Source organism: Kitasatospora sp. NPDC059327, from assembly GCF_042752535.1.
Taxonomy (GTDB): Bacteria; Actinomycetota; Actinomycetes; order Streptomycetales; family Streptomycetaceae; genus Kitasatospora.
Genome location: NZ_JBHYYB010000025.1, coordinates 95,860 through 116,841, shown reverse-complemented (window position 1 = coordinate 116,841; position 20,982 = coordinate 95,860). Strand labels below are relative to the sequence as shown.

The window sequence follows — 20,982 nt, the reverse complement described above, 5'->3', positions numbered from 1 at the left end:
CCCCCGTGCCGGGCGGCCGGGCAGCGGCGCCGCCGGCCGCGACGCCGGCCGACCACGACCCGCGCGCCCGGGCCGCGGACCTGCTGGTGCGCCGGGGCGGGGAGAACCTCTCCTGGATGACCACCTGGCCGGACAACTCCTACTTCTTCCCCACCGACGACGGCGGGAGCTACGTGGCCTACCGGGCGCACGCCGGCGTCGCGGTCGCCCTGGGCGATCCGGTAGGCGCGGAGGCCGACCGGGCCCGGACGATCACCCGCTTCGCCGAGATGTGCGACCGCGCGGGGCTGGTCCCGTGCCTGTTCTCCGCCACCGCCCGGGCCGCCGAGACCACCGACCGGCTGGGCTGGCGGTCCGTCCAGGTCGCCGAGGACACCGTGATCGACCTGCCGGACCTGGAGTTCCGCGGCAAGGCCTGGCAGGACGTGCGCACCGCCCTGAACCGCGCCAAGAAGGACGGCGTCGAGTACCGGCTCGTCTCGCTCGCCGAGCAGCCGCGCCCGATCCTGTCCCAGGTCCGCGGCATCTCCGAGGAGTGGGTCGGCGACATGGGCCTGCCGGAGATGGGCTTCACCCTCGGCGGTGTGGAGGAGGCGATGGATCCGCGGATGCGGGTCGGGCTGGCCCTGGAGGGCGAGGAGCACCTCCACGGTGTGACGTCGTGGATGCCGGTGTACGGGACGGACGGAGTGCCGCGGGGCTGGACCCTGGACATGATGCGCCGTCGCCGCGACGGGTTCCGGCCGGTGGTCGAGTTCATGATCGCCTCCAGTTGCCTGGCCCTGCGGGAGGAGGGCGCGGGCTACCTCTCGCTCTCCGGCGCGCCGCTGGCCCGCACCGGCCCCGCCCGGACGCCCACCGTGCTGGACCGGATCCTCGACCAGTTGGGCGCGGCGATGGAGCCGTACTACGGCTTCCGCTCGCTGCACTCCTTCAAGGCGAAGTTCCAACCACGCTACGAGCCGATGTTCCTGCTCTACCGTGACGAGGCCGACCTGCCGCGGATCGGCTTGTCGCTGCTGCGCTGCTACATGCCCTCCGCCACGGTGCGCGACCTGCTCCGGGTCCCCGCGCACCACGGCTGACGGGACGGACCCCCGTGCGGGGCGCGGCAGTCGAGGTCGAGGTGGTCATCACCGTCCCCAACCAGGGTCTCGGGCTCTGGATGCTCGGCGCGTTCGTGCTGACCTTCACCGGCACCCGGGTGGTCACCCGGCTGATCAGGGCGGGCCGCGGACCGTTCCGCGACGTCGCGGTCGGCGGCACCCATGTCCACCACCAGGTGTACGGGATCCTCGCGATGCTGGTGGCGGGCGCGATCGAGTTCTCGTACCGGCCGGGCACCCCCGGGGCGCAGATCCTGGCCGTGCTGTTCGGCGCGGGCGGCGCGCTGACCGTGGACGAGTTCGCGCTCTGGCTGCACCTGGAGGACGTCTACTGGGCGAAGGAGGGCCGCAAGTCGGTCGACGCGGCGTTCCTCGCGGTGGGGGTCGGCCTGTTGCTGGTCGCCGGGTTCAACCCGTTCTCCGACATCGGCAGCGGCGCGGCCAACCAGGCGGTCTTCGCCGGGCTGATGCTCGTCAACCTGGCCCTGTGCGTCGGCACGATCCTCAAGGGCAAGACGGCGCTCGGGGTGATCGGCCTGCTGGTCCCCCTCGTGGTCGGGCTGGTCGGCGTCCTACGGCTGGCCAAACCGGACTCCCCCTGGGCGCGTTGGCGCTACCGCCCGGGCTCGCGCAAGGCCGGACGCGCCCTGCGCCGCTACCCGCCCGACCGCCGGACCCGCCTCGACGCCCTCAAGGACTTCATCGGCGGCACCCCGCACCGCTGAGGGGCCGGCGACCGCGGGGCCCGCGGTCGCCGACGTCCGCCCCCGCACGGGCCGACCCCCGGCCGGGGTCAGCCCAGCATGCGCTCGATCAGGTCGGCGGCCTGCGCGGTGCCGCCCTCGGACCGCGCCTCGCGCCGCAGTCGTTCCGAACGGCGGGTGACCTCCGGGTCCGCGACGAGTTCACTCAGCGCGGTCCACAGCGCCTCGGCCGTGGCATCCGGGGTGTCGATGCGGCGGGCCACGCCCAACTCCACCAGCCGGTCGGCGTTGGCGAACTGATCCGCGGCCTGCGGGACGGCGATCATCGGCACCCCGGCCAGCAGCCCTTCGCCGCAGCCGCCCATGCCGGCATGGGTGACGAAGGCGTCGGCCTCGTCGAGGATCGCCCGCTGGGGCACCCAGGAACGCACCTCGACGTTGGACGGGACGACGCCGAGCTCCCGCACGTCGGTGTGGGCCCCGATCTGGAGCACGACGTGCCAGCCCGGGCGGTCGCCGAAGGCCGCCAGGCAGCGGCGGTAGAACTCCGGTCGCCGGGTGTACGCCGAGCCCAACGAGATCAGCAGGACGCGCTCGGCACCGGCCGGACGTGTCCAGCCGTCCTCGCGCCCGCGCGGGCCGTGGCAGGCGCCGACGAAGGTCACCACGTCGGAGTCGACGCGGTCCGCGTGCGGTTGCATCATGCGGGGAATCAGGGCCAGCGCCCGGGCCGGGCGGCCGGCGAACGCGTCCACGTCGGTGGTGGACGCCCCGCACCCGGCCAGCCACCGGGCGAACTTCGCCCGGTGGGCGTCGGCGCCCGGCAGTTGCCGCAGGTGGTCACCCACCTCCCGTTCGTAGCCCTGCCAGGCCACGAAGGTCGGGGACAACTGCAGCACCGGCCGGTCCTGCGCCTCGGCCAGGGCCCGGGCGGCGTAGGCGCCGATGTCGTACAGATACAGGTCCGCGGGGTCGTGGTCGTACCCGGCGCGCAGCTGCGGGAGGGCCTGGACGGCGTTGTCGAGGAACAGGTCCATCGCGGCGACGGCGTCGTCGGGCCAGGTGTTGTCGGCCACCGGCAGCACGGAGCCGCAGCGGACGGGTTCGGCGCCGGTGGGCGAGATCAGGCCGTCCACCGCCGGGTCGTTGGCGTAGGTCACCCGATGGCCGCGGGCCACCAGCTCCCGGACGATCTCCAGGCTGGGCAGGATGTGGCTGACGGCGGGAATACCGACCATCGCGATATGGGCACGGCGACGGGACATGGCGGATCACACTCGTTCCAGGTCTACGGGGAGGAGGACACGGCGCACCCGGGCGCGCGTCGCCGCGGCGGGACGCCACGCCGCGACGGCGTCACAGGGGTGTGCGCGAGGCGGACGGGGGCCTTGCCCCGCCCGGTGTCAGCCGTAGATCTGGTGGAAGCACATGCCCGGGACCCTAGCCCGCGGCCGGGCCGCCGCGCACGGCGTTTTCCCGGGGGCCGGTGCGACCGGCGCCGGGCCCGGCCGGGTGACGCCGGCGCGCGTCACCGGACCGGCCGCCGCAGTTCGGCGTAGACCGACCAGACCACCGAGACGGCGGGCACCGCGACCACGGCGCCGATCACCCCGGCCGCGATGCTGCCCGCGAGGACCGCGACCGCGACCACCACCGGGTGCAGGCTGACCGCCCGGCTCATCACCAGCGGGTGGAGCAGATGGCCCTCGATCTGGCCGATCACCACGATCAGCAGCAGCACCACGATCGCGGTCACCGGCCCCTTGGCGGCCAGCGCCACCAGAGAGGCGACCAGCATCGCGACCGGCGAGCCGACCAGCGGGACGAAGGAGGCGAGGAACTCCAGCACGGTGAGCGGCAGGGCGAGCGGCACGCCGAGGAGGAACAGGGCGATACCGACCATGATCGCGTTGCTCGCCGCGACGACGAAGATGCCCCGGGTGTAGCCGGCGAAGGTCCGCCAGGCCGCCCGGCCGCCCCGGTCGAGGTGGCCGGCGGCGGCGGTCGGCAGCTGATCGGCGGTCCACCGCCACATCCGCTCCCCGGAGTGCAGGAAGAACACCGACATGAACAGGGCCAGCGCCCCGCCGGTCGCCACCTCGAACGCCCGGTGGGCGCCGCTGACGAGCGTGCTGATCAGCGTCGAGCGGTGCTGGGAGGCGAAGTCGGAGATCTTGCGCTGGAGGTCGTCGAAGGTCGTCGGGTCGAGGCGGAAGGGCGCTCCTTCGAGCAGCTTCTCCAGCCGGTCCAGGCCGCCCTGGAACTGGCCGGCCAGGCGTGACACGTCGTCCGCCACGTTCTCGCCGATCAGGGCGAGCAGCCCGGCCGGCAGCAGGATCGCCACCGCCAGGCCGATCAGGACGGCGAGCGGACGGGGGACGACGCGGCCGGCCAGGTCGACCACCGGCCGGACCACCGAGGTGATCACCAGGGCCAGGAAGGCGGCCAGCGTGATCAGGTGGAACTGGCCCAGCACCGTCAGCACCAGGTAGGCGGCCACCGAGACGACGAGCAGCCGCCACGCGTAGTCGGAGAGCCGGCGCAGTGCCGGGCCCGCGCCGGCCCGGTCCGCCGCGGCGCCCGGCCGGCGGGGTCCGGGCGGTCTCACCCGCACGCCGCACCGCCGTCCGCCGCTCGGCCCGCCCCGGGCGCGGGGGCGGGGGCCGGCACGGGGGCGGACACGGGGGCGGGGGCCGGGCCGCCGGCACCGACGCCGCCGTGGGGCGGGCGGCCGCCCGCGGTCGGGGGCCGGCCGTGGGACCGGGGACTGCTGGGGTGCGAAGGCGCCATGGATCCTGGATAGCGGGTGGAGTGTCGCACGGGCGGTTCCCGCGCCGACGGACCCACCGGCAGGGCCTCACGCCGACGGACCCACCGGCCGAGAAGCACCGCCCGAGGACCACCGAGCGAGGACCACCGCCCGAGGACCACCGAGCCGACCGGCCCCTCGGCCGGGTCACCCGGCGGAACGGGCCCGGCGCAGCAGGTAGGCCGCGGCGACGGCGGCGAGCAGCGCCATGCAGGCGGCGAAGACCAGTCCCGCGTCGGCCAGGCCCAGCGGCTCGGTGAGCAGGCCGACCCCGATGACGGGGATCGAGATGCCGAAGTAGGCGACCACGAAGAGCGCCGAGAGCGCCCCGCCGCGGTGCTCGGCGCGAGCGGCGGCGGCGATCTCGCCCACCGCGCCGCGCAGACCCATGCCCTGGCCGGCGCCGCCCACCACGGCACTGAGCACCAGGGGCGGGAGGGTGGTCCGGGCGAGCGAGACGGCCAGCAGGGCCAGCCCGGCGATGAGCACCAGGCAGCCCAGCGGGATCGCCCGCGCGGTGCCGAGCCGGGGCACCAGGAGCTGGCCGAGCGTCGAGGAGAGGAAGGCCGTGAAGACGATCAGGCCCACGACGGCGGAGTTGTGCACGTCCAGGCTCTCGGCCAGGAAGGCCGGGCTGACCGAGGTGAAGACGCCCAGCAGCGAGAAGCCGGCGAAGGCGGCCAGGCCGGCCGGGACGAACACCCCGCGGACCTCCGGCGGCACCGACAGCCGCCGCGGCCGGGCGGTGCGCAGCGGCCGGGCCCCGTCGACGGTCTCCGGGAGGAACCAGACGACCGTGAACGACGCGGCGAGCAGCGCCAGGTGCACGACGAACGGCAGCACCAGGGCGTCGGGCGCGTACTCGGCGAGCAGCCCCGACAGCAGCGGTCCGCAGCCCAGGCCCCCCATGTTGGCGGCGGTCGCCACGAAACCGGCCCGGGCCTGGCGCCCGGGCGGGGCCAGCTCCAGCACGTAGGCGGTGGCGGCGCCGGTGAACAGGCCCGCCGAGAGGCCGGACAGCAGACGGCCCAGGCAGAGCAGCGGCAGACCGCCCTCGGCCAGGAAGGCGAGCGCGCTGCAGGCCGCGAGGGCCAGGCCGCAGAGCAGGACCGGCCGGCGGCCGACGGAGTCGGAGACGTTGCCGACGAACAGCAGGACGCCGATCACGCCGAAGGCGTAGACGGCGAACACCACCGTCACCATCAGTTCGGAGAAGCCGATCTCCTCCTGGTACCGCCCGTACAGCGGGGTGGGCAGGGTGGTGCCCGCCATGCAGACGGCGAAGGCGGCGGCGGCCCCGAGGTAGCCCAGCCGGCCGGCGGCGGGCCGCGCGTTCCGACGATCGGTCATCCGCCCACCGTAGGCGCCCACTCGCGCCGACCTCGCGCCGAGCGGGCCGGGCTGCGCCGAATGGCCGCGACCCGTCGGGGGCGGGGCCGGCGGCCCCGCCGGCCTGCCGGCTCCCGGCCGGTCCGGAATACTCGGGACCGGCCCGTCACGGCGCCCCGGGACCGGACGTCCCGGCCCCGAACCCCCGGAGCGGATCGCACACCGGCCGCTCAGACCCGACGCACCGGAGAGCACATCATGAGGATTCACCTGTCCAGCGTCTTCGTCGACGACCAGGACAAGGCCCTGCGCTTCTACACCGAGGTGCTGGGCTTCGTGAAGAAGACCGAGGTGCCGCTGGGCACGGACCGGTGGCTGACCGTGGTCTCGCCGGAGGACCGGGACGGGACGGAGCTGCTGCTGGAGCCCGACCGCCATCGTGCGGTGGGGCCGTACAGGACGGCGCTGGTGGAGGACGGCATTCCGGCCGCCTCGTTCGCCGTGGACGACGTCCGGGCGGAGTTCGAGCGGCTGCGCGGGCTCGGGGTGCGCTTCACCCAGGAGCCGCGGGACATGGGCCCGGTCACCACGGCGGTGCTGGACGACACCTGCGGCAACCTGATCCAGCTCGTGGCCCGGCGGTAGCGGCCCGGGGGCTCCTTGCGGCGGCCGGGCCGCGGGTCCGGCCGCCGCAAGGAGCCGCCGTGGCAGGCCCGCTGAAAATGTCGGCGGACGGCGAGGGCCACCTGTTACGCTGCGTACGACCGGAATTTGGTGTGATCGAGGAGTGGCAGACGTGGCGGGTGACGACGACATCTCCGGGTGAGATCCGGATCTGACGGCCACCGGCCGGTGCTTCAGAAGCGCCGCAGCCGAAGTGGTCCGTTTCGTCGCACCCCTTTCCCGTATCTGCCCAGGGCAGAGCTCTGCGTCCTGCCCCCAGTCTCCTTCGAGGTCACCTCCATGTCCGACGCCGCCGTCGTCTGCTCGAACGTCTCCTTCGCCTGGCCGGACGACACCCCGGTCTTCCACGACCTGTCCTTCACCCTGCCCACCGGCCGGACCGGCCTGGTCGCCCCCAACGGCTCCGGCAAGAGCACCCTGCTCAAGCTCATCGCCGGCGAACTCCGGCCCTCCAAGGGCTCGTTCACGGTGACCGGCAAGCTGGGCCACCTCCGCCAGAGCCTCCCCCTGAGCGCCGGTCTCACCGTCGCCGAGGTGCTCGGCGTCGCCGACGTCGTCCGGGCCATCGACGCCGTGGAGGCCGGCGACGTCGACGAGCGGCACTTCACCACCATCGGCGACGACTGGGACATCGAGGAGCGCACCCGCGCCCAGCTCGACCGGCTCGGTCTGGGGCACCTCGCCCTGGACCGCAGCCTGGCCACCCTCAGTGGCGGCCAGATCGTCTCGCTCGGCCTCGCCGCCCAACTCCTCAGGCGCCCGGACGTGTTGCTGCTCGACGAACCGACCAACAACCTCGACGCGGAGGCCCGGCACAAGCTCTACGACGTGCTCGCGGACTTCACCGGCTGTCTGCTGCTGGTCAGCCACGACCGCGCGCTGCTCGACCGGATGAGCCAGATCGCCGAGCTCAGCAGCGGCGAACTCCGCTTCTACGGCGGAAACTTCACCGCTTACGAGGAGGCCGTGCGGGCCGAGCAGGAGGTCGCCGAGAAGAACATCCGCAACGCCGAACAGGAACTGAAGCGGGAGAAGCGGGAGTTGCAGCAGGCCCGGGAACGCGCCGACCGCCGTGCGAGCAACGCCGCCCGCAACCTCAAGAGCGCCGGCCTGCCCCGCATCTTCGCCGGCACCATGAAGCGCGGCGCACAGGAGTCCGCGGGCCGGGCGGGCCAGGTGCACGCGGACCGGGTCGGCGAGGCCAAGGCCCGGCTCGACGAGGCCGGCCGTGCCCTGCGCGAGGAGCAGCGCCTCTCCCTGGACCTGCCCGACACCCAGGTCCCCGCCGGGCGCAACCTCTTCCTCGGCGAGGGGTTGCAGGTGCGCCACGGCGCACGGGCCGTGTTCGCCGACGGCGGTGTCGACCTGAGCGTCCGCGGCCCCGAGCGCATCGCGCTGACCGGCCCGAACGGCACGGGGAAGTCCACCCTGCTGCGCCTGGTCACCGGGGACCTCACCCCGGACGACGGCCGGATCACCCGCAACGAGGGCCGGATCGCCTACCTCTCCCAGCGCCTCGACCTGCTGGACCTGGACCGCACGGTGGCGGAGAACTTCGCCGCGTTCGCCCCCGAACGGCCCGAGGCGGAGCGGATGAACCTGCTCGCCCGCTTCCTGTTCCGCGGCGCCCGGGCCCACCTGCCGGTCGGGGTGCTCTCCGGCGGCGAGCGGCTGCGCGCGACCCTGGCCTGCGTGCTGTGCGCCGAGCCGGCCCCGCAGCTGCTGCTGCTCGACGAGCCGACCAACAATCTCGACCTGGTCAGCGCGGGCCAGTTGGAGAGCGCGCTCAACTCGTACCGGGGTGCCTTCCTGGTGGTCAGCCACGACGAGCGGTTCCTGGCCGCGATCGGGGTCGACCGCTGGCTGCGGCTCGCCGACGGGACCCTGCGGGAGACCGGCGGCCCCGCGGTGTGAGCCGGAGTCCGCGCCGCCGCGCGCGTCCCGGGCCGGCCGGCCGGCCGGCCCAGGGCACGCCGGCCGGCGCGGTCCGGGGTCGGGGTCACCCGGGTGCGGCGGTCCGGCGCAGATGGCGGCTCAGGTCGCCGAGCAGGGTGATGCGGACCTGGCGCTCCGCGAACCGCCAGCGGCCGTCCCGGCGTTCGAAGCGGTCCCGGTAGCGGCCCGCGGCGATGGTCCGCAGGGGGAAGTCGGGCAGGGCCTGCAGGACGGTGACGTTCGAGCGCGCGACCGCCAGGCCCGCCCGTTCGTCGACCTCGACGGTGATGCCGGTGGTGAGGTGTTGGGTGCGCGGGGTCCCGTCGGCGTAGAGGATCAGGGTGTCGCGGAACATCCGCTCGATCGCCTCGCGGCCGCGCACCGCCGCTCCGCTCCCGGTGAAGCCGGCGTCGGCGAGGAGGACGCCGAGGCCCACCAGGTCACCGTCGTCGACGAGTTCGGCGTAGCGGGCGATCAGGTTCCCGATCGCCCGGTGGCTCGCGTGCGGATCAATGGACGGAAGGTCGGACGCGGGCATGCGCTCTCCCTAGGGGACTCGTGATCGTCGACGCGCCGGTCGCGGAGGTCGGTCGGCTCCGCCCCGGCGCCGGTGCTCCTCGGCCGCACCGGCGGGCGAGCGGTGCCGCGGGAGGTCGACCGGGCCGATGCCCCCGCCCCGGGAGCACCGGCGCACCGGCGCACCGGTTCCGCCCCCGGGGCGGACTCACTCCACCAGAGCGGCGGCCACCCGGCGGATCATCTCCCGGCGCCGTGCCCGGTCCGCGAGGTCCGCGACCGCCAGCACCTCGGGGTTGGCCGCGGCCCACAGCATCGCGACATGGACGAGCAGGGCGAACAGGACCTGGGGCTCGAACCGGGTCGAGACCAGACCCCGGGCCTGCGCCGCGGCGATGGCGGCGCTCCGGGCGCGCACCTCGGAGATCCCGAGCTCGTTCAGCGCGTCACCGTGCTCCAGCCGCTGCCAGGTGACGATCCGGGGGATCTCCGGGTGCTCGGCGTAGAGGTCGCTCAGGCCGGCCGCGAACCCGGGCAGGTCGTCCACGTCGAGCGGCACGCCCACGACGATCTGTTCGACCAGTTCGTTCCAGACCGCGTCGAACAGCCCGGCCTTGTTCCCGAAGTAGTGGTAGATCTGCGCCTTGTTGCTCCGCGCGGCGGCGGCGATGCGGTCGACCCGGGCGCCGTTCAGCCCGTGCGCGGCGAACTCGGCCCGGCCGGCCGCGACGAGTCTGCGCCTGGTCGCCTCGGCGTCACGTTCCATGCACCCAGCTCCTAACTAACCGTTTACTTGACAGGTCCACCGGAACACACTGTAATCAACAGACGTCCGGTTGCATACGGCCGCGGGCGAACGCCTCGGGGGCAGGGGAGGGAACCGGGCTTGGAACCGGGCATGGTGATGGTCGGTCGGGACGCCGAACGGGCGCGGCTGGCCACGTTCCTACGGGCTTCCGACGGACAGGCCCTGGTGCTCCGCGGGGAGGCGGGCGTCGGCAAGAGCGCCCTGGTCGACCTGGCCGCCCGGCTCGCGGCCCGGGACGGTCAGCTGGTGGTCCGCGCCACCGGGGTCGAGGCGGAGACCGAACTGCCCTACGCGGGGCTGCACCAACTCCTCCACCCCCTGCTCCCGGGCGACGGACAACCCGGCCGGAGGCGGCTGAACGCCACCGCCCGCGCGGCGTTCGACGCCGTGTTCGGCCGGCCGGACGGCCCGCCACCGTCCGTGATGGCCCTCGGCATCGCCGTACTCAACCTGCTGTCGGCGGCCGCCTCGGAGCAGCCCCTGCTGCTCGTCCTCGACGACGGCCAGTGGCTGGACGACGCCAGCGCCGACGTCCTCGGGTTCGTCGGCCGGCGGCTGACCGGCAGCCCCGGGGTCAGGCTCCTGGTGACCGTCCGCAGCGACATCGCCTCCCGGTTCGACACCGCGGCGCTGCCGGAGACGGCGGTCGGCGCGCTCACGGACGCGGACGCCGGCCACCTGCTCGACCGGCACCACCCCGGGCTCGCCCGGCAGCTGCGCGGGCTCGTGCTGGAGACGGCCCGCGGCAATCCGCTGGCGCTGCTGGAGCTGCCCGCCCACCTCGCCGCCGGCCCCGGCGACCGGGCGCCGGAGGACCTGCTCGGCCCGCACGGCGTACCGCTGCCCCGGCGGCTCCAGGAGATCTACGCCACCCGCCTCGACCGGCTCGACCACACCGTCCGGGCGCAGCTGCTGGCGGGCGCCCTCGACGGCGCGACGGCCCGGCCCGCTGACGGCCCGGTCCCGACCGCGCGGTACCGGATGCGCGGCGTCGACGCGGCGATCACCTGCGGCCTGCTGGTCGTCGAGCCGGCCACCGGCACCCTCGCCTTCCGGCACCCGCTCGTACGGTCGAGCGTCGTCCAGCTGGCCGCGCCGGACCAACGCCGCGCCGCCCACCGGACGTTGGCGCACGTCCATCGGGAGAACCCGGAGCAGCGGGCGATCCACCTGGCGGCCGCCACCCTCGATCCGGACGAGGAGGTGGCCGCCGCCCTCGAAGCCGCGGCCCGGTCGGCGACCCGGCGCGGCGGCGCGCGGATGGCGGTGTCCTGGCTGACCCGGGCCGCCGAACTGAGCGAGAACCGGGCCGACCGGTCCAGGCGGCTCGGTGACGCGGCGTACGTCGCCGGGCAGGCGGACCGGCTCGGGCAGGCGCGCACCCTCGCGCTGGCCGCCTCCGCCCCCGACCAGGACGACAACCCCGCCGCGGTCCTCGCCAACGCCTACCTCGCGCTGTACCGGACCGGCGACGTACGGGCCACCCACCGTCAGGTCGCGGCGGCGGTGGAGCGGCTGCGCGACGGCGGAGCGGACCGGCGCGGCCCGGACCGGAACGGCCCGGACCGGAACGGCGAGGTGCTCGACCGGCTGGTGAGCCTCCTGCTCGCCGTCGGTCAGTACGCCGGGAGCCGTACCACCTGGCACCGCACGCACGAGGTCCTCGCCTCCCTCGGAGGCCTCGCCACCGAACGGGCCTGGATGTACGCCGGCACCTGGAGCGACGTGGTCCGGCACGGCGCCGGCTGGTCCGCAGCGGTGGAGCGGGCCGCGGCGGACCTGGAGAACCAGGATCCGTGGGACGCCGCGCGGCTGGCCGTGTCGGCCTACCACCTCGATGTGCTGAGCCCGCTGGCCCCGTACCTGGAGCACGTGGTGGACCGCGAACTGGACACCGGCGCCACCTCCAGCGGCATCGTCATGCTGCACCTGATCATGCTCGACCGGACGGCGCTCGGCCAATGGGAGTTCGCCGAGCACACCGGACACCGCGCCCTGGCGCTGTCGGTCGAGGCCGGCAACCAGCTGTTCGCCTACCAGACCCGGGCCTACCTGGCCCAGCTCGCGGCCGTCCGCGGCCGGGTGGAGGAGGCGCGCGACCTGCAGGCCGCGGTCGACGCGTGGGCCCGCCCGCGCGGCGTCGGGTTCCTGACCCAGCTCGCGGACGCCGTCGGCGTGACCATCGCACTCGGCGCCGGCGACTACGAGACGGCGTTCCTCTACGCCATCGGCATCACGACACCGGGAGCGTTCCGGCCCTACGCCTACCAGGCGTCACGGACCCTCCTCGACCTGGTCGAAGCGGCCCTGCACACCGGGCGCGCCGAACAGGCCCGGGCCCACGCGCTGGCCGCGCGGGACGCCGGCCTGCCCGACATCTCCCCGCGCCTGGCCCTGATCACCCACGGGGCCCTGGCGATGACGGCCGACGACGACGGCGAGGCGGCCGAGATGTACACCCGCGCCCAGTCCCACCCGGCCGCCGAACGGTTCCCGTTCGAGCTGGCGCGGATCCGGCTGGCGCACGGCATGCGGGTGCGCCGCGCCCAGGGCGCCGCAGCGGCCCGACCGGTCCTCACCGCGGCGGCCGAGACCTTCGAGCGGCTCGGCGCCACCGCGTGGGCCGCGCGGGCCAAGGCCGAACTGCGGGCCGCCGGGGTCGCGCCCCCCGTCCCGGTCCCCACCGCGGTGCCGTTGACCTGGCAGGAGCTCCGGGTCGCCGAACTGGCCGCCGGCGGCCTGACGAACAAGGAGATCGCCGAGCAGATCCGGCTGTCCCCCCGTACCGTCGGCGCCCACCTCTACCGCGTCTTCCCCAAGCTGGGCATCACCACCCGCGCCGCCCTGCGCGACGCCCTCAGCAGGACGGAGCGCCACCCCGCCGCGCCCTGACGCCGGCCCGCCCCGGGTCACCGGGTCGCGCCGTCCACCCGCTCCGGGGGGTCGACCGGCGCGACCGGACGGAACGGGGCGCCCCGCCTCCGGTTCACACCCTCGCCAGGTCGATGCCCTGCCCCGTCGACAGCCAGCGGGAGTCGGCCGAACCGGATCGAGCAGCGGGCACCGTCCTCGGGGCGGACCCGCCTCGATGATGAGCAGGCACCCCGCGTCGGACTCCCGCATCGCCGTCCACGTGCCGCTCCGCCGTGCGACGGTGACGGAAGCGCCCCGCCCTCGCAGGCGGCCGCCGGCACCGTCGCGGCCCCGAGGCCACCGCCCGGCAGCAGGTCCACACTCAGGACACCGTTCGCCCAGCGCCCGGCCGCGCCGGGCAGGTCGGGGCGTCCACCCCACGGCCCCCCGAGGACCGCCGCCACCGCGACCGCCGCCACCAGGACCACCCCCGCACAGACCGCACCGTCCCGGACCCGACGCCGCCTTGCCGACATCCCGCTCAGAGCCCCTCCCCCGACCGACTCCGGAGCAGCCCGGCACACGCGGGACTCGGGTCCGGAAAGCGCGTCACACGGTGACCCCACCACGGTCCCGCATGTCTCCCCGGGCCACTGACGCGGCTACCGCTCCGCCCCTCGGCCGACCGCCCCGGCCGGGCCCGGGCCCGGGTCCGGGTCCGGGTCCAGGTCCGGTGACGGCGCGGGCGCGGGCGCGCGGCCGGGCCCGCGCCACCCGACGGCGATGCCGGCGGCCGTGGCGGCCAGGGCACAGAGAAAGGCCCAGTCCGAGGCCTGCGACCAGGCGGCCACCCGGCCCGCCGACCACTGGAGATAGGGCAGCGACGCCACCGCGCCGAACACCGCGCCGAGGACGGGCAGGACGAGCGCCCGGCGTCCGGACGGCCCCGGGCCGTGCCTCAGGAACCACAGCATCGGCAACAGCCCCGAGGTCAGCACGGCCGCGGGCAGCACCCCGGGCACCTGCCACAGCAGTTCGCCGCCGCAGAGCCAGGCCGCGAGCCGTACCCAGAGCAGACAGATCCCCTGACGGAGCGCCAGGAGCAGGAGCTCCCGCCGGCGCCCGGCGGCTCGGGTGGCGCGCATCAGCCGGGTGGCGGTGGCCGCCAGGACGCCCGCGAAGCCGGCGGCCGCCGCCACGGGCAGCCCCAGGGCCCAGGACCGGGTCTGCCCGGGGGCGTCGGCAGGCCTGCGGGCGGGGCGGACGGGGTAGTCCTGGAACGACCACGTGCCGTCGGGTGTGCCGCGGACCAGACCCCGACCGGGGTAGTGGGCCAGCACCGCCCAGCCCTCCGGCGCGACCACGACGAGCAGTTGGGCGGGGTACAGGTATCTGTCCGCGCCCGGGGACGCGACCGGGGTCGGCGCGACCGGGGTGGGCGGGGTGGGCGGCGGCGTGGCCGGGGTGGGCGGCGGCGTGGCCGCGAACGGCTCGGGCGGCTTGACCGGGCCCGGGTCCGGGTCCGGCTCGACCGTTCCCTCGGCGGACGGCGTCGGCGTCCGCGTCCGCGTCCGCGTCGGGCGCAGCGGCTCGCGCCACGGATACCCCGGGTCGAAGGCGGTCCGCCAGGTCAGGCCGCCGTCCTCGCTGACCTCGATCGGCACGCTGGAGTCGAGCAGGCGGTAGCACCGCACGAGGCCACCCGTCACGCAGTGTCCGTCCTGTGGCCGCAGCTCCGGCGAGCCGGACAGGTCGGAGCGGCGGTGCTTCACCGAGGTCCAGGTCGCCCCGCCGTCCTGCGAGGTCCACCAGCCGTCCGAGGTCGCCAGGACCGGCTGCTTCCCGTTGATCCACAGGTGGGGAGAGGGCGGGTCGAGCGTGGAGGTCGCCACCATCGCGACCACCGCCAGCGGCACCCCCGCGACGGCCGCCCACTGCCACGGTCGCCGCGTTCGCCGCGCCCGAATCCACAGCCACCAGGCGATCCCGAGCGCGGGCAGAGCCACCAGGTCGCTCCGGTCACCCTGGATCCGGCTCGGCACACCGCTCCACGACCAGACCGCGGAGGCGAGTTCGCCGCCCGCGGGGCCGGACTTGGCGACGCCGAACATCACTGCCGTGCCGGCCAGCCCGACGATCGCCGGCCGGTCGCCGCGAAGCCGCAGCAGTGGGGTCAGCACCAGCGCCAGAACCACCGGCGAGACCAGCATCCATGCCAGGTCACTGACCTTGCCGGTCACCACGCCCGGCCACATCCGCTTGCCCACATGATCGTTGAACAGCAGCACCACCACCGCACCCAACGTCCCCGGATGCCCCGCCCAGCGGACGACCGCCCGAACCTCTCCCCACTCCCCCAGCCCGCGCATACCCCGAGTCTCCCCGGCCCAGGACACCGGCGTGCCACCGACAGGTCACGCCCGGATACCGGATCCGGGCACCAGCCCTGGCCCGCAACCAGCATGACGGACCGTCAGTCCGTCGACCCGTAGCGGCCCGCACTCCCCCACCCGGCGAGACGCACCGGCAGGCCGCGCACCCCCCTGAGCAGCACGCTCGGTCGGCGCTCCAGACCGGCCGGGTCGGCCGCCAGGGCGAGGTCGGGGCAGCGCGCGAGGAGGGCCCGGATGGCCGTCGCGGCCTCGGTACGGGCCAGCGGGGCGCCGAGGCAGTGGTGGATCCCGTGGCCGAAGCCGAGTTGGCCGGCCGGCCTGCGCCGGATGTCGAACCGGTCAGGGTCGGGGAAGTGGCGCGGGTCCCGGGACGCGGCGGCCAGCGAGACCAGGACGGAGTCGCCGGCCGCGATCCGGGTGCCGCCGATCTCCAGGGGCTCGGCCGCGAAGCGGAAGGCGGCGGCGCCGACCGGGCCGTCGTACCGGAGCGTCTCCTCGATCGCGCCGTCGATCAGGGCCGGGTCGGCACGCAGGGCGGCGAGCTGGTCCGGGTGGGTGAGCAGCGCGAGCACGCCGCCGGAGATGAGGTTGACCGTCGTCTCGTGGCCCGCGACGAGCAACAGGAAGGCCATGCCGAGGAGTTCCTCGGGCGACAGCGGCGCCGGCCCCGCCGCGGGCGTCGCGTCGCCGGGCGCGGCGGCGAGGAGGGCACTGAGCAGATCGTCACCGGGGTGGGCCCGCTTGCCCTCGATGAGGGCGGCGAAGTACGCGGTCATCCCGGTGACCGCCGCGCCGGCCGCCTCGGCCGAGGTGGGCGCCACGATCTCACTGGACCAGCCGTGGAAGTCACCGTGGTCCGCCGACGGCACCCCGAGCAACTCGCAGATGACGGTCAGTGGCAGTGGCAGCGCGAACGCGCTGACGAGATCGGCGGATCCCGCGTCGGCCATGGTGCCGAGCAGGCCGTCGAGCAGGTGGTCGGCGAGCTTCTCGATCCGGGGGGCCAACGCCGCGATCCGGCCCGGCGTGAACTCCCGGGCGACGAGCGCCCGCAGGCGGGTGTGCTGGGGCGCGTCGGTCTGGAGCATGTTGAGGCCGATGGCGTGGCCGCCGTCGTCCGTCCAGGAGTCGGAGAAGCGGATGTCGTTGCGCAGCCGCGGGTCGGTCAGGGCGGCACGGGCCTCGTCACGGGCCACGATCAGCCAGGCCTCGCCGGATTCGGGGACGAGGACGCGGTGCACCGGCCCCTTCGCGCGCAGTGCGGCATAGACGGGGTACGGGTCGACGGTGACGTCGAGGCCGTCGGGAGCCAGGTCCTGAAGTGTTGGAGCGCGCACGGCGGTTCCCTCCCAGCGAGTAAACGGATAGCAGTCCCCGTTTCTTGGTCAGACCGTACCAGCAAACGGGGAAGGATCCCCACTAAAGGTCTCGACAGGCCGCCCGGCGCCCGGCCGACGCGCGATCGACGCGTGTGGACCGGGCGCCGGGCGCCGGGCGCCGGGGAGCCCCGGGCCTACTGGGGCGGGCACTCCAGGACGAGGCGGATCTCCGTGACCTGGTAGCCGGCCCGGTCGAACGCGGCGGCCATCGGCGCGTTGACGGTGTCCGTGGTCGCGGTGATCCGCTCGGCGCCGGCCGCGGCGTGGAAGCGGGTGATCTCGCCCAGGATCTCGTCGATCAGACCCCGGCCGCGCTGCTCCGGCACGACACCCAGATAGCCGACATTGCGGTGGTAGGGGGTCGCGGAGGGGATCGCCATCCCCGCCGGCGTCCCGTCCGGCAGCTCCGCGAGGCGCCACCACGACCGCTCACCGGGACAGTTCAGGTAGAAGTCGAAGTCCTCGCGGGCGAGTTGCTCGGCGTCCATCGTGAGCAGCTCGTTCTGCGTGGCCAGATCGAGGCTGTCCCGGGAGAGACGCACGAAGGCCTCCAGGAACTCCTCGTCGGTCCCTTCCCGGAACACCAGGCGCCCGGTGGGTTCGGCGGTCCCGCCCTCCGGGGTCCACTCGTAGCGGAGCCGCTCGATCTCGCGGGTCAGACCGGCCCGCTCCCCGGCCCGCCGACGCCAGGCGACCGCCTCGGCCAGCTCCGGCTCGTCACGCCAGCCGCGCGGCAGCGACAGGTTGTAGCCCGGGCGGTTCCCGAAGGCGGTGTGGCCGGCCTCCAGCAGGGCGGTCGCGACGGCGGCCGGGTCGGCCACCCCCGCCCGCACCTGGAGGCAGTCCAGTGCGATGGGCCGCTCGCTGTCGGCGCGACCCCACCACAGGGCGCGGGCCAGAATCCCGCCGTCCTCATCCTGGGCGAACCAGATCCACTCGGGGCGCATCCGGTTCTCGGCGAGTTCCTCACGGATCTTCTCCGCGGTCAGGGCCGGGACGGGACCGTCGGCCGGGTAGGCGAGGGCACGGTCGAGGCCCGAGGGGTCTGCGGTGGCAGCATAAAAGATCATCTGGCGATGATCACACAGGGCCGTTCAACAGAGCCACCGCCGTTCGGCGGGGCACCCCGACGCCTCCGACCAGGGCCGTTGCCCGAACGACCCGCTTTCCGCCATGCCTCGGCAGCGACCGCGCCGCGACCCTCCAAGGCCTCGCCGTCACCTGATCTCCTGTCACTGCCCCCTGGCACACTGACCAGCACATCGACACCCGAGAACGGAACACCCATGAGCGTTGGAACCCACCGCACCGCGGCCGCGCTGCTCGGCGCCGCCCTGCTGCTCCTCACCGCCGCACCGTCGGCCGTCGCCGCCGACTTCCCGGTCCCGCCGGCCGTCGGCGTCCTGAAGAACCTCCACAGCGGCAAGTGCCTGGAGGTGGCCGACTGGAGCAGCGACAACGGCGCGCCGGTCCGCCAGTGGGACTGCACCGGCGGCGCCAACCAGCGGTTGGACTTCGCGTCCTCCGGCCGGGGCCTGGCCATCAACGTCCACAGCGGCAAGTGCCTGGAGATAGCGGACTGGCGCACCGACAACGGCGCACCGGTCCGCCAGTGGGACTGCACCGGCGGCGCCAACCAGCGGTGGCACTGGAACCGCCTGAACGGCATGGGCGAGTCCTGGATGGTGCTCAGCGTGCTCAACGACCGGGCCGTGGAGATCGGCGGCTGGCGCACCGACAACGGCGCACCGGCCTCCATGTGGGACGGCTACGCGCACGCGAACCAGAGCTGGTGGGCCTACTGAGCCGGGGCCGCCCCGCACCGGCCACCCCCCGTGCGCACGGGCCGCGCCGCAGGTACCCCACCCGGGGCACGGCCGCCGACCGCCGCCCCCGCGCCCGCCCGGGGACGCCGTCACCGGGCGGGCGCCTCCGGGACCCCACCACGCCCAGCAGCGCACAGCCGCGTCGGCCTGGTGCCTCCATGACTCGACCGCCGGGGGGCCGGCCTCGGTACGGCGGAACCTCTCCGCCGCCGGCCGCCCGCCGGCCCGACCGTCAGGCGCTTCCCGCGGCGTGCTCCGCCAGGAAGGCCCCGGCGTGGGCGGCGGCCTCCTCCTTGGTCGCGTAGCGGGTGCCGGCGGCGGCGGCGCCGCGGGTGCCGTCCGCCCCCTCCGCCGTCCACCCCCAGCCGTCGGGCTCCTGATCGGCCACCAGTTCGGCCGTTCCGCCGAACAGTCTCAGCGCCGCCCCCGCCGTCGCGGGGCGGCCGACCGCGTCGGGCCACTTCTTGCGCGCGCCCTGCCGGGTGATGCCCCAGACGGCGCCCAGCTGCTCGTAGCTCGCGCCGTAGGAGCCGGCGGTTCCCGCCGCGATCGCCGTCAGGCGCTTCACCTCCGCGTCGACCAGCTTCCAGGCGGCGAGGACGGACAGGGTGACATCGACCGGGTCCTCCACCCACACGCGTTCCTCGGACAGCCCGGACGCCCGGGAGCGGATGGCCGACGCGAGGGGATCGAGCGCGCCGAGGAGGGCCTTGTCCAGCCCGACCTGCTCTTCAAGGGTGATCTCAATCGAAGCCATATGACAACTCTAGTTACCCCCAAGACGTTCGGCAACCAAAGTTACCGAGCGGGCCGATCGGGCCCGGCCGCCGGGCCGATCGGAACGACGAGGCGCGGGGTCCGCCCGCCCACCGGGGGGCCGCGGCACCGAGCACGCGAGCCGATCCGTCCGACAGGCCGCGAACGGGTGAAGCATGTCACGGCTCCGCCCCGTCCCCTGGCGGGGCGCGGGCGGGTAGGTTCCTGCCTCCAAGGGAAGAAGACTCCCCCTTGGACGCAGATCCCGCCGTCAAGAGCTCCTCCGACGAGAGAGGCACGAGTGATGTCTGCACACGATGCACAGGACGCGCAGGACACCACGCACCACCCCCCGCTGCGCATCGGTGTGGTCGCCGAGTCGACCGCCGGGGAGACCAGGGTCGCCGCGACGCCGTCGACGGTGCGCGGGCTGCTGGCACTCGGCTACGAGGTCGGCGTCGAGTCCGGGGCCGGAGCCGCCTCCGGCTTCACCGACGAGGCCTACACCGAGGCCGGCGCGCACATCGGGGAGGCGTGGCAGGCCGACGTCGTCCTCAAGGTCAACGCGCCGTCGACCGCCGAGATCGCCCGGCTGGGTGACGGCGCGACCCTGGTCGGCCTGCTCGCTCCGGCCCAGCGGCCCGAACTGCTGGCGGAACTGTCCACGCGCCCGGTCACCGCACTGGCGTTGGACGCGGTGCCGCGGATCTCGCGCGCGCAGTCGATGGACGTGCTCAGCTCGATGGCGAACATCGCCGGGTACCGGGCCGTGATCGAGGCCGCGCACGTGTTCGGCCGCTTCTTCACCGGCCAGGTGACCGCCGCCGGCAAGGTCCCGCCAGCGAAGGTCCTGGTGGCCGGCGCCGGCGTGGCCGGGCTGGCCGCCATCGGCGCCGCCTCCAGCCTGGGGGCGATCGTCCGCGCGACCGACCCCCGGCCGGAAGTCGCCGACCAGGTCAAGTCCCTGGGTGGCGAATACCTGCCCGTGCGGGTCGCCCAGGAGGCGAGCACGGACGGCTACGCCAAGGCGACCTCCGCCGACTACGACCGGGCCGCGGCCGAGCTCTACCACCAGCAGGCGGCGGACGTGGACATCGTCATCACCACCGCGCTGATCCCCGGCCGGCCCGCCCCCCGCCTGCTGACCGCCGCGGACGTGGCGGCGATGAAGCCCGGGAGCGTCGTCGTCGACATGGCCGCCGCCCAGGGCGGCAACGTCGAGGGAACCGTGCCGGGCCGCACGGTGGTCACCGACAACGGCGTCACCCTCATCGGCTACACCGACCTCGCCGCCCGGCTGCCCGCCCAGGCCTCGCAGCTGTTCGGGACCAACCTGGTCAACCTGCTCACCCTGCTGACGCCCGGCAAGGACGGGCGGCTGGTCGTCGACTTCGACGACGTGGTCCAGCGTGCGGTGACCGTGGTCCGGGCCGGGGAGATCACCTGGCCGCCGCCTCCGGTGGCCGTCTCGGCCGCCCCCGCCGCGCCGCCCGCGGCCGCCCCGGCGGCCCCGGAGCCGAAACGGCCCCGGCTCACCCCGGCGGCCCGCTTCGGGCTGATCGGCCTCGGCATGCTGGCGATGTTCGCCCTGGTCGCCGTCGCCCCGGCCCAACTGGCCGGGAACTTCACGGTGTTCGCGCTCGCGGTGGTCATCGGCTACTACGTCATCGGGAAGGTGCACCACGCCCTGCACACCCCGCTGATGTCGGTGACCAACGCGATCTCCGGGATCGTCGTGGTCGGCGCGCTGCTGCAGATCGGGCACGGGGGCACCCTCGTCACCGTGCTGTCCTTCGTGGCCGTCCTGCTGACGAGCGTGAACATCTTCGGCGGCTTCGCCGTCACCCGCCGCATGCTCTCCATGTTCTCGAAAGGCTGAGCCCG

At 74.8% G+C, this 20,982-nt stretch carries 17 protein-coding genes; 8 read left to right on the top strand and 9 right to left on the bottom strand.

From position 1 onward, the window contains the following. Together ACFXHB_RS17865 and ACFXHB_RS17860 are read left to right on the top strand one after the other, a co-directional pair. A partial coding sequence (locus ACFXHB_RS17865; protein WP_380575261.1) for a bifunctional lysylphosphatidylglycerol flippase/synthetase MprF occupies nucleotides 1–1,085 on the top strand: 1,085 nt, incomplete at its 5' end. A gap of 14 nt (nucleotides 1,086–1,099) precedes the next feature. Then, entirely contained in the window at nucleotides 1,100–1,831 is a 732-nt protein-coding gene (locus ACFXHB_RS17860) for a hypothetical protein (RefSeq protein WP_380575260.1), read from the top strand. A gap of 68 nt (nucleotides 1,832–1,899) precedes the next feature. Here the strand turns inward: ACFXHB_RS17860 and ACFXHB_RS17855 are convergent, their stop codons facing one another. The 3 genes from ACFXHB_RS17855 to ACFXHB_RS17845 all read right to left on the bottom strand — a co-directional run bounded on the left by ACFXHB_RS17855 (nucleotide 1,900) and on the right by ACFXHB_RS17845 (nucleotide 5,969). Beyond that, nucleotides 1,900–3,075, bottom strand: a complete 1,176-nt coding sequence (locus ACFXHB_RS17855; RefSeq protein WP_380575258.1) for a macrolide family glycosyltransferase — start codon at nucleotides 3,073–3,075, stop codon at nucleotides 1,900–1,902. Between the two features lie 263 nt (nucleotides 3,076–3,338). Further along, entirely contained in the window at nucleotides 3,339–4,418 is a 1,080-nt protein-coding gene (locus ACFXHB_RS17850) for an AI-2E family transporter (RefSeq protein ID WP_380575256.1), read from the bottom strand. Nucleotides 4,419–4,766: 348 nt separating this feature from the next. Next, on the bottom strand, nucleotides 4,767–5,969 hold the full coding sequence (locus tag ACFXHB_RS17845; RefSeq protein ID WP_380575254.1) for an MFS transporter: 1,203 nt from the start codon (nucleotides 5,967–5,969) through the stop codon (nucleotides 4,767–4,769). A 237-nt stretch (nucleotides 5,970–6,206) separates the two neighbouring features. Between ACFXHB_RS17845 and ACFXHB_RS17840 the strand changes: the two genes are divergently transcribed. The 3 genes from ACFXHB_RS17840 to abc-f all read left to right on the top strand — a co-directional run bounded on the left by ACFXHB_RS17840 (nucleotide 6,207) and on the right by abc-f (nucleotide 8,546). After that, the gene (locus ACFXHB_RS17840) at nucleotides 6,207–6,593 is read left to right on the top strand and encodes a VOC family protein (protein ID WP_380575252.1); all 387 of its coding nucleotides are present in this window, start codon (nucleotides 6,207–6,209) and stop codon (nucleotides 6,591–6,593) included. 59 nt (nucleotides 6,594–6,652) lie between these two features. Further along, on the top strand, nucleotides 6,653–6,787 hold the full coding sequence (locus ACFXHB_RS17835; RefSeq protein ID WP_380575250.1) for a hypothetical protein: 135 nt from the start codon (nucleotides 6,653–6,655) through the stop codon (nucleotides 6,785–6,787). Nucleotides 6,788–6,911: 124 nt separating this feature from the next. Further along, entirely contained in the window at nucleotides 6,912–8,546 is a 1,635-nt protein-coding gene (gene abc-f, locus ACFXHB_RS17830; protein WP_380575249.1) for a ribosomal protection-like ABC-F family protein, read from the top strand. A gap of 85 nt (nucleotides 8,547–8,631) precedes the next feature. On the opposite strand, the gene ACFXHB_RS17825 is transcribed toward abc-f, so the two are convergent. Next, on the bottom strand, nucleotides 8,632–9,105 hold the full coding sequence (locus ACFXHB_RS17825) for a nuclear transport factor 2 family protein (protein ID WP_380575247.1): 474 nt from the start codon (nucleotides 9,103–9,105) through the stop codon (nucleotides 8,632–8,634). A 186-nt stretch (nucleotides 9,106–9,291) separates the two neighbouring features. After that, on the bottom strand, nucleotides 9,292–9,849 hold the full coding sequence (locus ACFXHB_RS17820) for a TetR/AcrR family transcriptional regulator (RefSeq protein ID WP_380575246.1): 558 nt from the start codon (nucleotides 9,847–9,849) through the stop codon (nucleotides 9,292–9,294). A gap of 132 nt (nucleotides 9,850–9,981) precedes the next feature. On the opposite strand from ACFXHB_RS17820, the gene ACFXHB_RS17815 reads away from it, so the two are divergent. Further along, nucleotides 9,982–12,783, top strand: a complete 2,802-nt coding sequence (locus tag ACFXHB_RS17815) for an AAA family ATPase (RefSeq protein ID WP_380575245.1) — start codon at nucleotides 9,982–9,984, stop codon at nucleotides 12,781–12,783. Nucleotides 12,784–13,406: 623 nt separating this feature from the next. Here the strand turns inward: ACFXHB_RS17815 and ACFXHB_RS17810 are convergent. The 3 genes from ACFXHB_RS17810 to ACFXHB_RS17800 all read right to left on the bottom strand — a co-directional run bounded on the left by ACFXHB_RS17810 (nucleotide 13,407) and on the right by ACFXHB_RS17800 (nucleotide 17,586). Next, the gene (locus ACFXHB_RS17810; protein ID WP_380575243.1) at nucleotides 13,407–15,113 is read right to left on the bottom strand and encodes a hypothetical protein; all 1,707 of its coding nucleotides are present in this window, start codon (nucleotides 15,111–15,113) and stop codon (nucleotides 13,407–13,409) included. 104 nt (nucleotides 15,114–15,217) lie between these two features. Beyond that, complete coding sequence (locus ACFXHB_RS17805) at nucleotides 15,218–16,474, bottom strand: cytochrome P450 (RefSeq protein ID WP_380575242.1); 1,257 nt, start codon at nucleotides 16,472–16,474, stop codon at nucleotides 15,218–15,220. Nucleotides 16,475–16,650: 176 nt separating this feature from the next. After that, a complete protein-coding gene (locus ACFXHB_RS17800; protein WP_380575241.1) occupies nucleotides 16,651–17,586 on the bottom strand; it encodes a GNAT family N-acetyltransferase in 936 nt (311 codons plus the stop codon). Between the two features lie 216 nt (nucleotides 17,587–17,802). Here ACFXHB_RS17800 and ACFXHB_RS17795 point away from each other — a divergent pair, with 216 nt between their 5' ends. Next, on the top strand, nucleotides 17,803–18,321 hold the full coding sequence (locus ACFXHB_RS17795) for an RICIN domain-containing protein (RefSeq protein ID WP_380575240.1): 519 nt from the start codon (nucleotides 17,803–17,805) through the stop codon (nucleotides 18,319–18,321). 253 nt (nucleotides 18,322–18,574) lie between these two features. Here ACFXHB_RS17795 and ACFXHB_RS17790 read toward each other — a convergent pair whose 3' ends face one another. Then, complete coding sequence (locus ACFXHB_RS17790) at nucleotides 18,575–19,099, bottom strand: hypothetical protein (protein ID WP_380575239.1); 525 nt, start codon at nucleotides 19,097–19,099, stop codon at nucleotides 18,575–18,577. A gap of 303 nt (nucleotides 19,100–19,402) precedes the next feature. Between ACFXHB_RS17790 and ACFXHB_RS17785 the strand changes: the two genes are divergently transcribed. After that, nucleotides 19,403–20,977, top strand: coding sequence for a Re/Si-specific NAD(P)(+) transhydrogenase subunit alpha (locus tag ACFXHB_RS17785; protein WP_380575238.1), 1,575 nt, complete (start codon nucleotides 19,403–19,405; stop codon nucleotides 20,975–20,977). The last annotated feature ends 5 nt before the right edge of the window (nucleotides 20,978–20,982 follow it).

Coding starts and splice junctions, on each gene's coding strand:
- ACFXHB_RS17855 (WP_380575258.1), bottom strand. CDS start 3,075: ATGTCCCGTCGCCGTGCCCATATCGCGATGGTCGGTATTCCCGCCGTC.
- ACFXHB_RS17845 (WP_380575254.1), bottom strand. CDS start 5,969: ATGACCGATCGTCGGAACGCGCGGCCCGCCGCCGGCCGGCTGGGCTAC.
- ACFXHB_RS17840 (WP_380575252.1), top strand. CDS start 6,207: ATGAGGATTCACCTGTCCAGCGTCTTCGTCGACGACCAGGACAAGGCC.
- abc-f (WP_380575249.1), top strand. CDS start 6,912: ATGTCCGACGCCGCCGTCGTCTGCTCGAACGTCTCCTTCGCCTGGCCG.
- ACFXHB_RS17825 (WP_380575247.1), bottom strand. CDS start 9,105: ATGCCCGCGTCCGACCTTCCGTCCATTGATCCGCACGCGAGCCACCGG.
- ACFXHB_RS17820 (WP_380575246.1), bottom strand. CDS start 9,849: ATGGAACGTGACGCCGAGGCGACCAGGCGCAGACTCGTCGCGGCCGGC.
- ACFXHB_RS17815 (WP_380575245.1), top strand. CDS start 9,982: ATGGTGATGGTCGGTCGGGACGCCGAACGGGCGCGGCTGGCCACGTTC.
- ACFXHB_RS17810 (WP_380575243.1), bottom strand. CDS start 15,113: ATGCGCGGGCTGGGGGAGTGGGGAGAGGTTCGGGCGGTCGTCCGCTGG.
- ACFXHB_RS17800 (WP_380575241.1), bottom strand. CDS start 17,586: ATGATCTTTTATGCTGCCACCGCAGACCCCTCGGGCCTCGACCGTGCC.
- ACFXHB_RS17795 (WP_380575240.1), top strand. CDS start 17,803: ATGAGCGTTGGAACCCACCGCACCGCGGCCGCGCTGCTCGGCGCCGCC.
- ACFXHB_RS17790 (WP_380575239.1), bottom strand. CDS start 19,099: ATGGCTTCGATTGAGATCACCCTTGAAGAGCAGGTCGGGCTGGACAAG.
- ACFXHB_RS17785 (WP_380575238.1), top strand. CDS start 19,403: ATGTCTGCACACGATGCACAGGACGCGCAGGACACCACGCACCACCCC.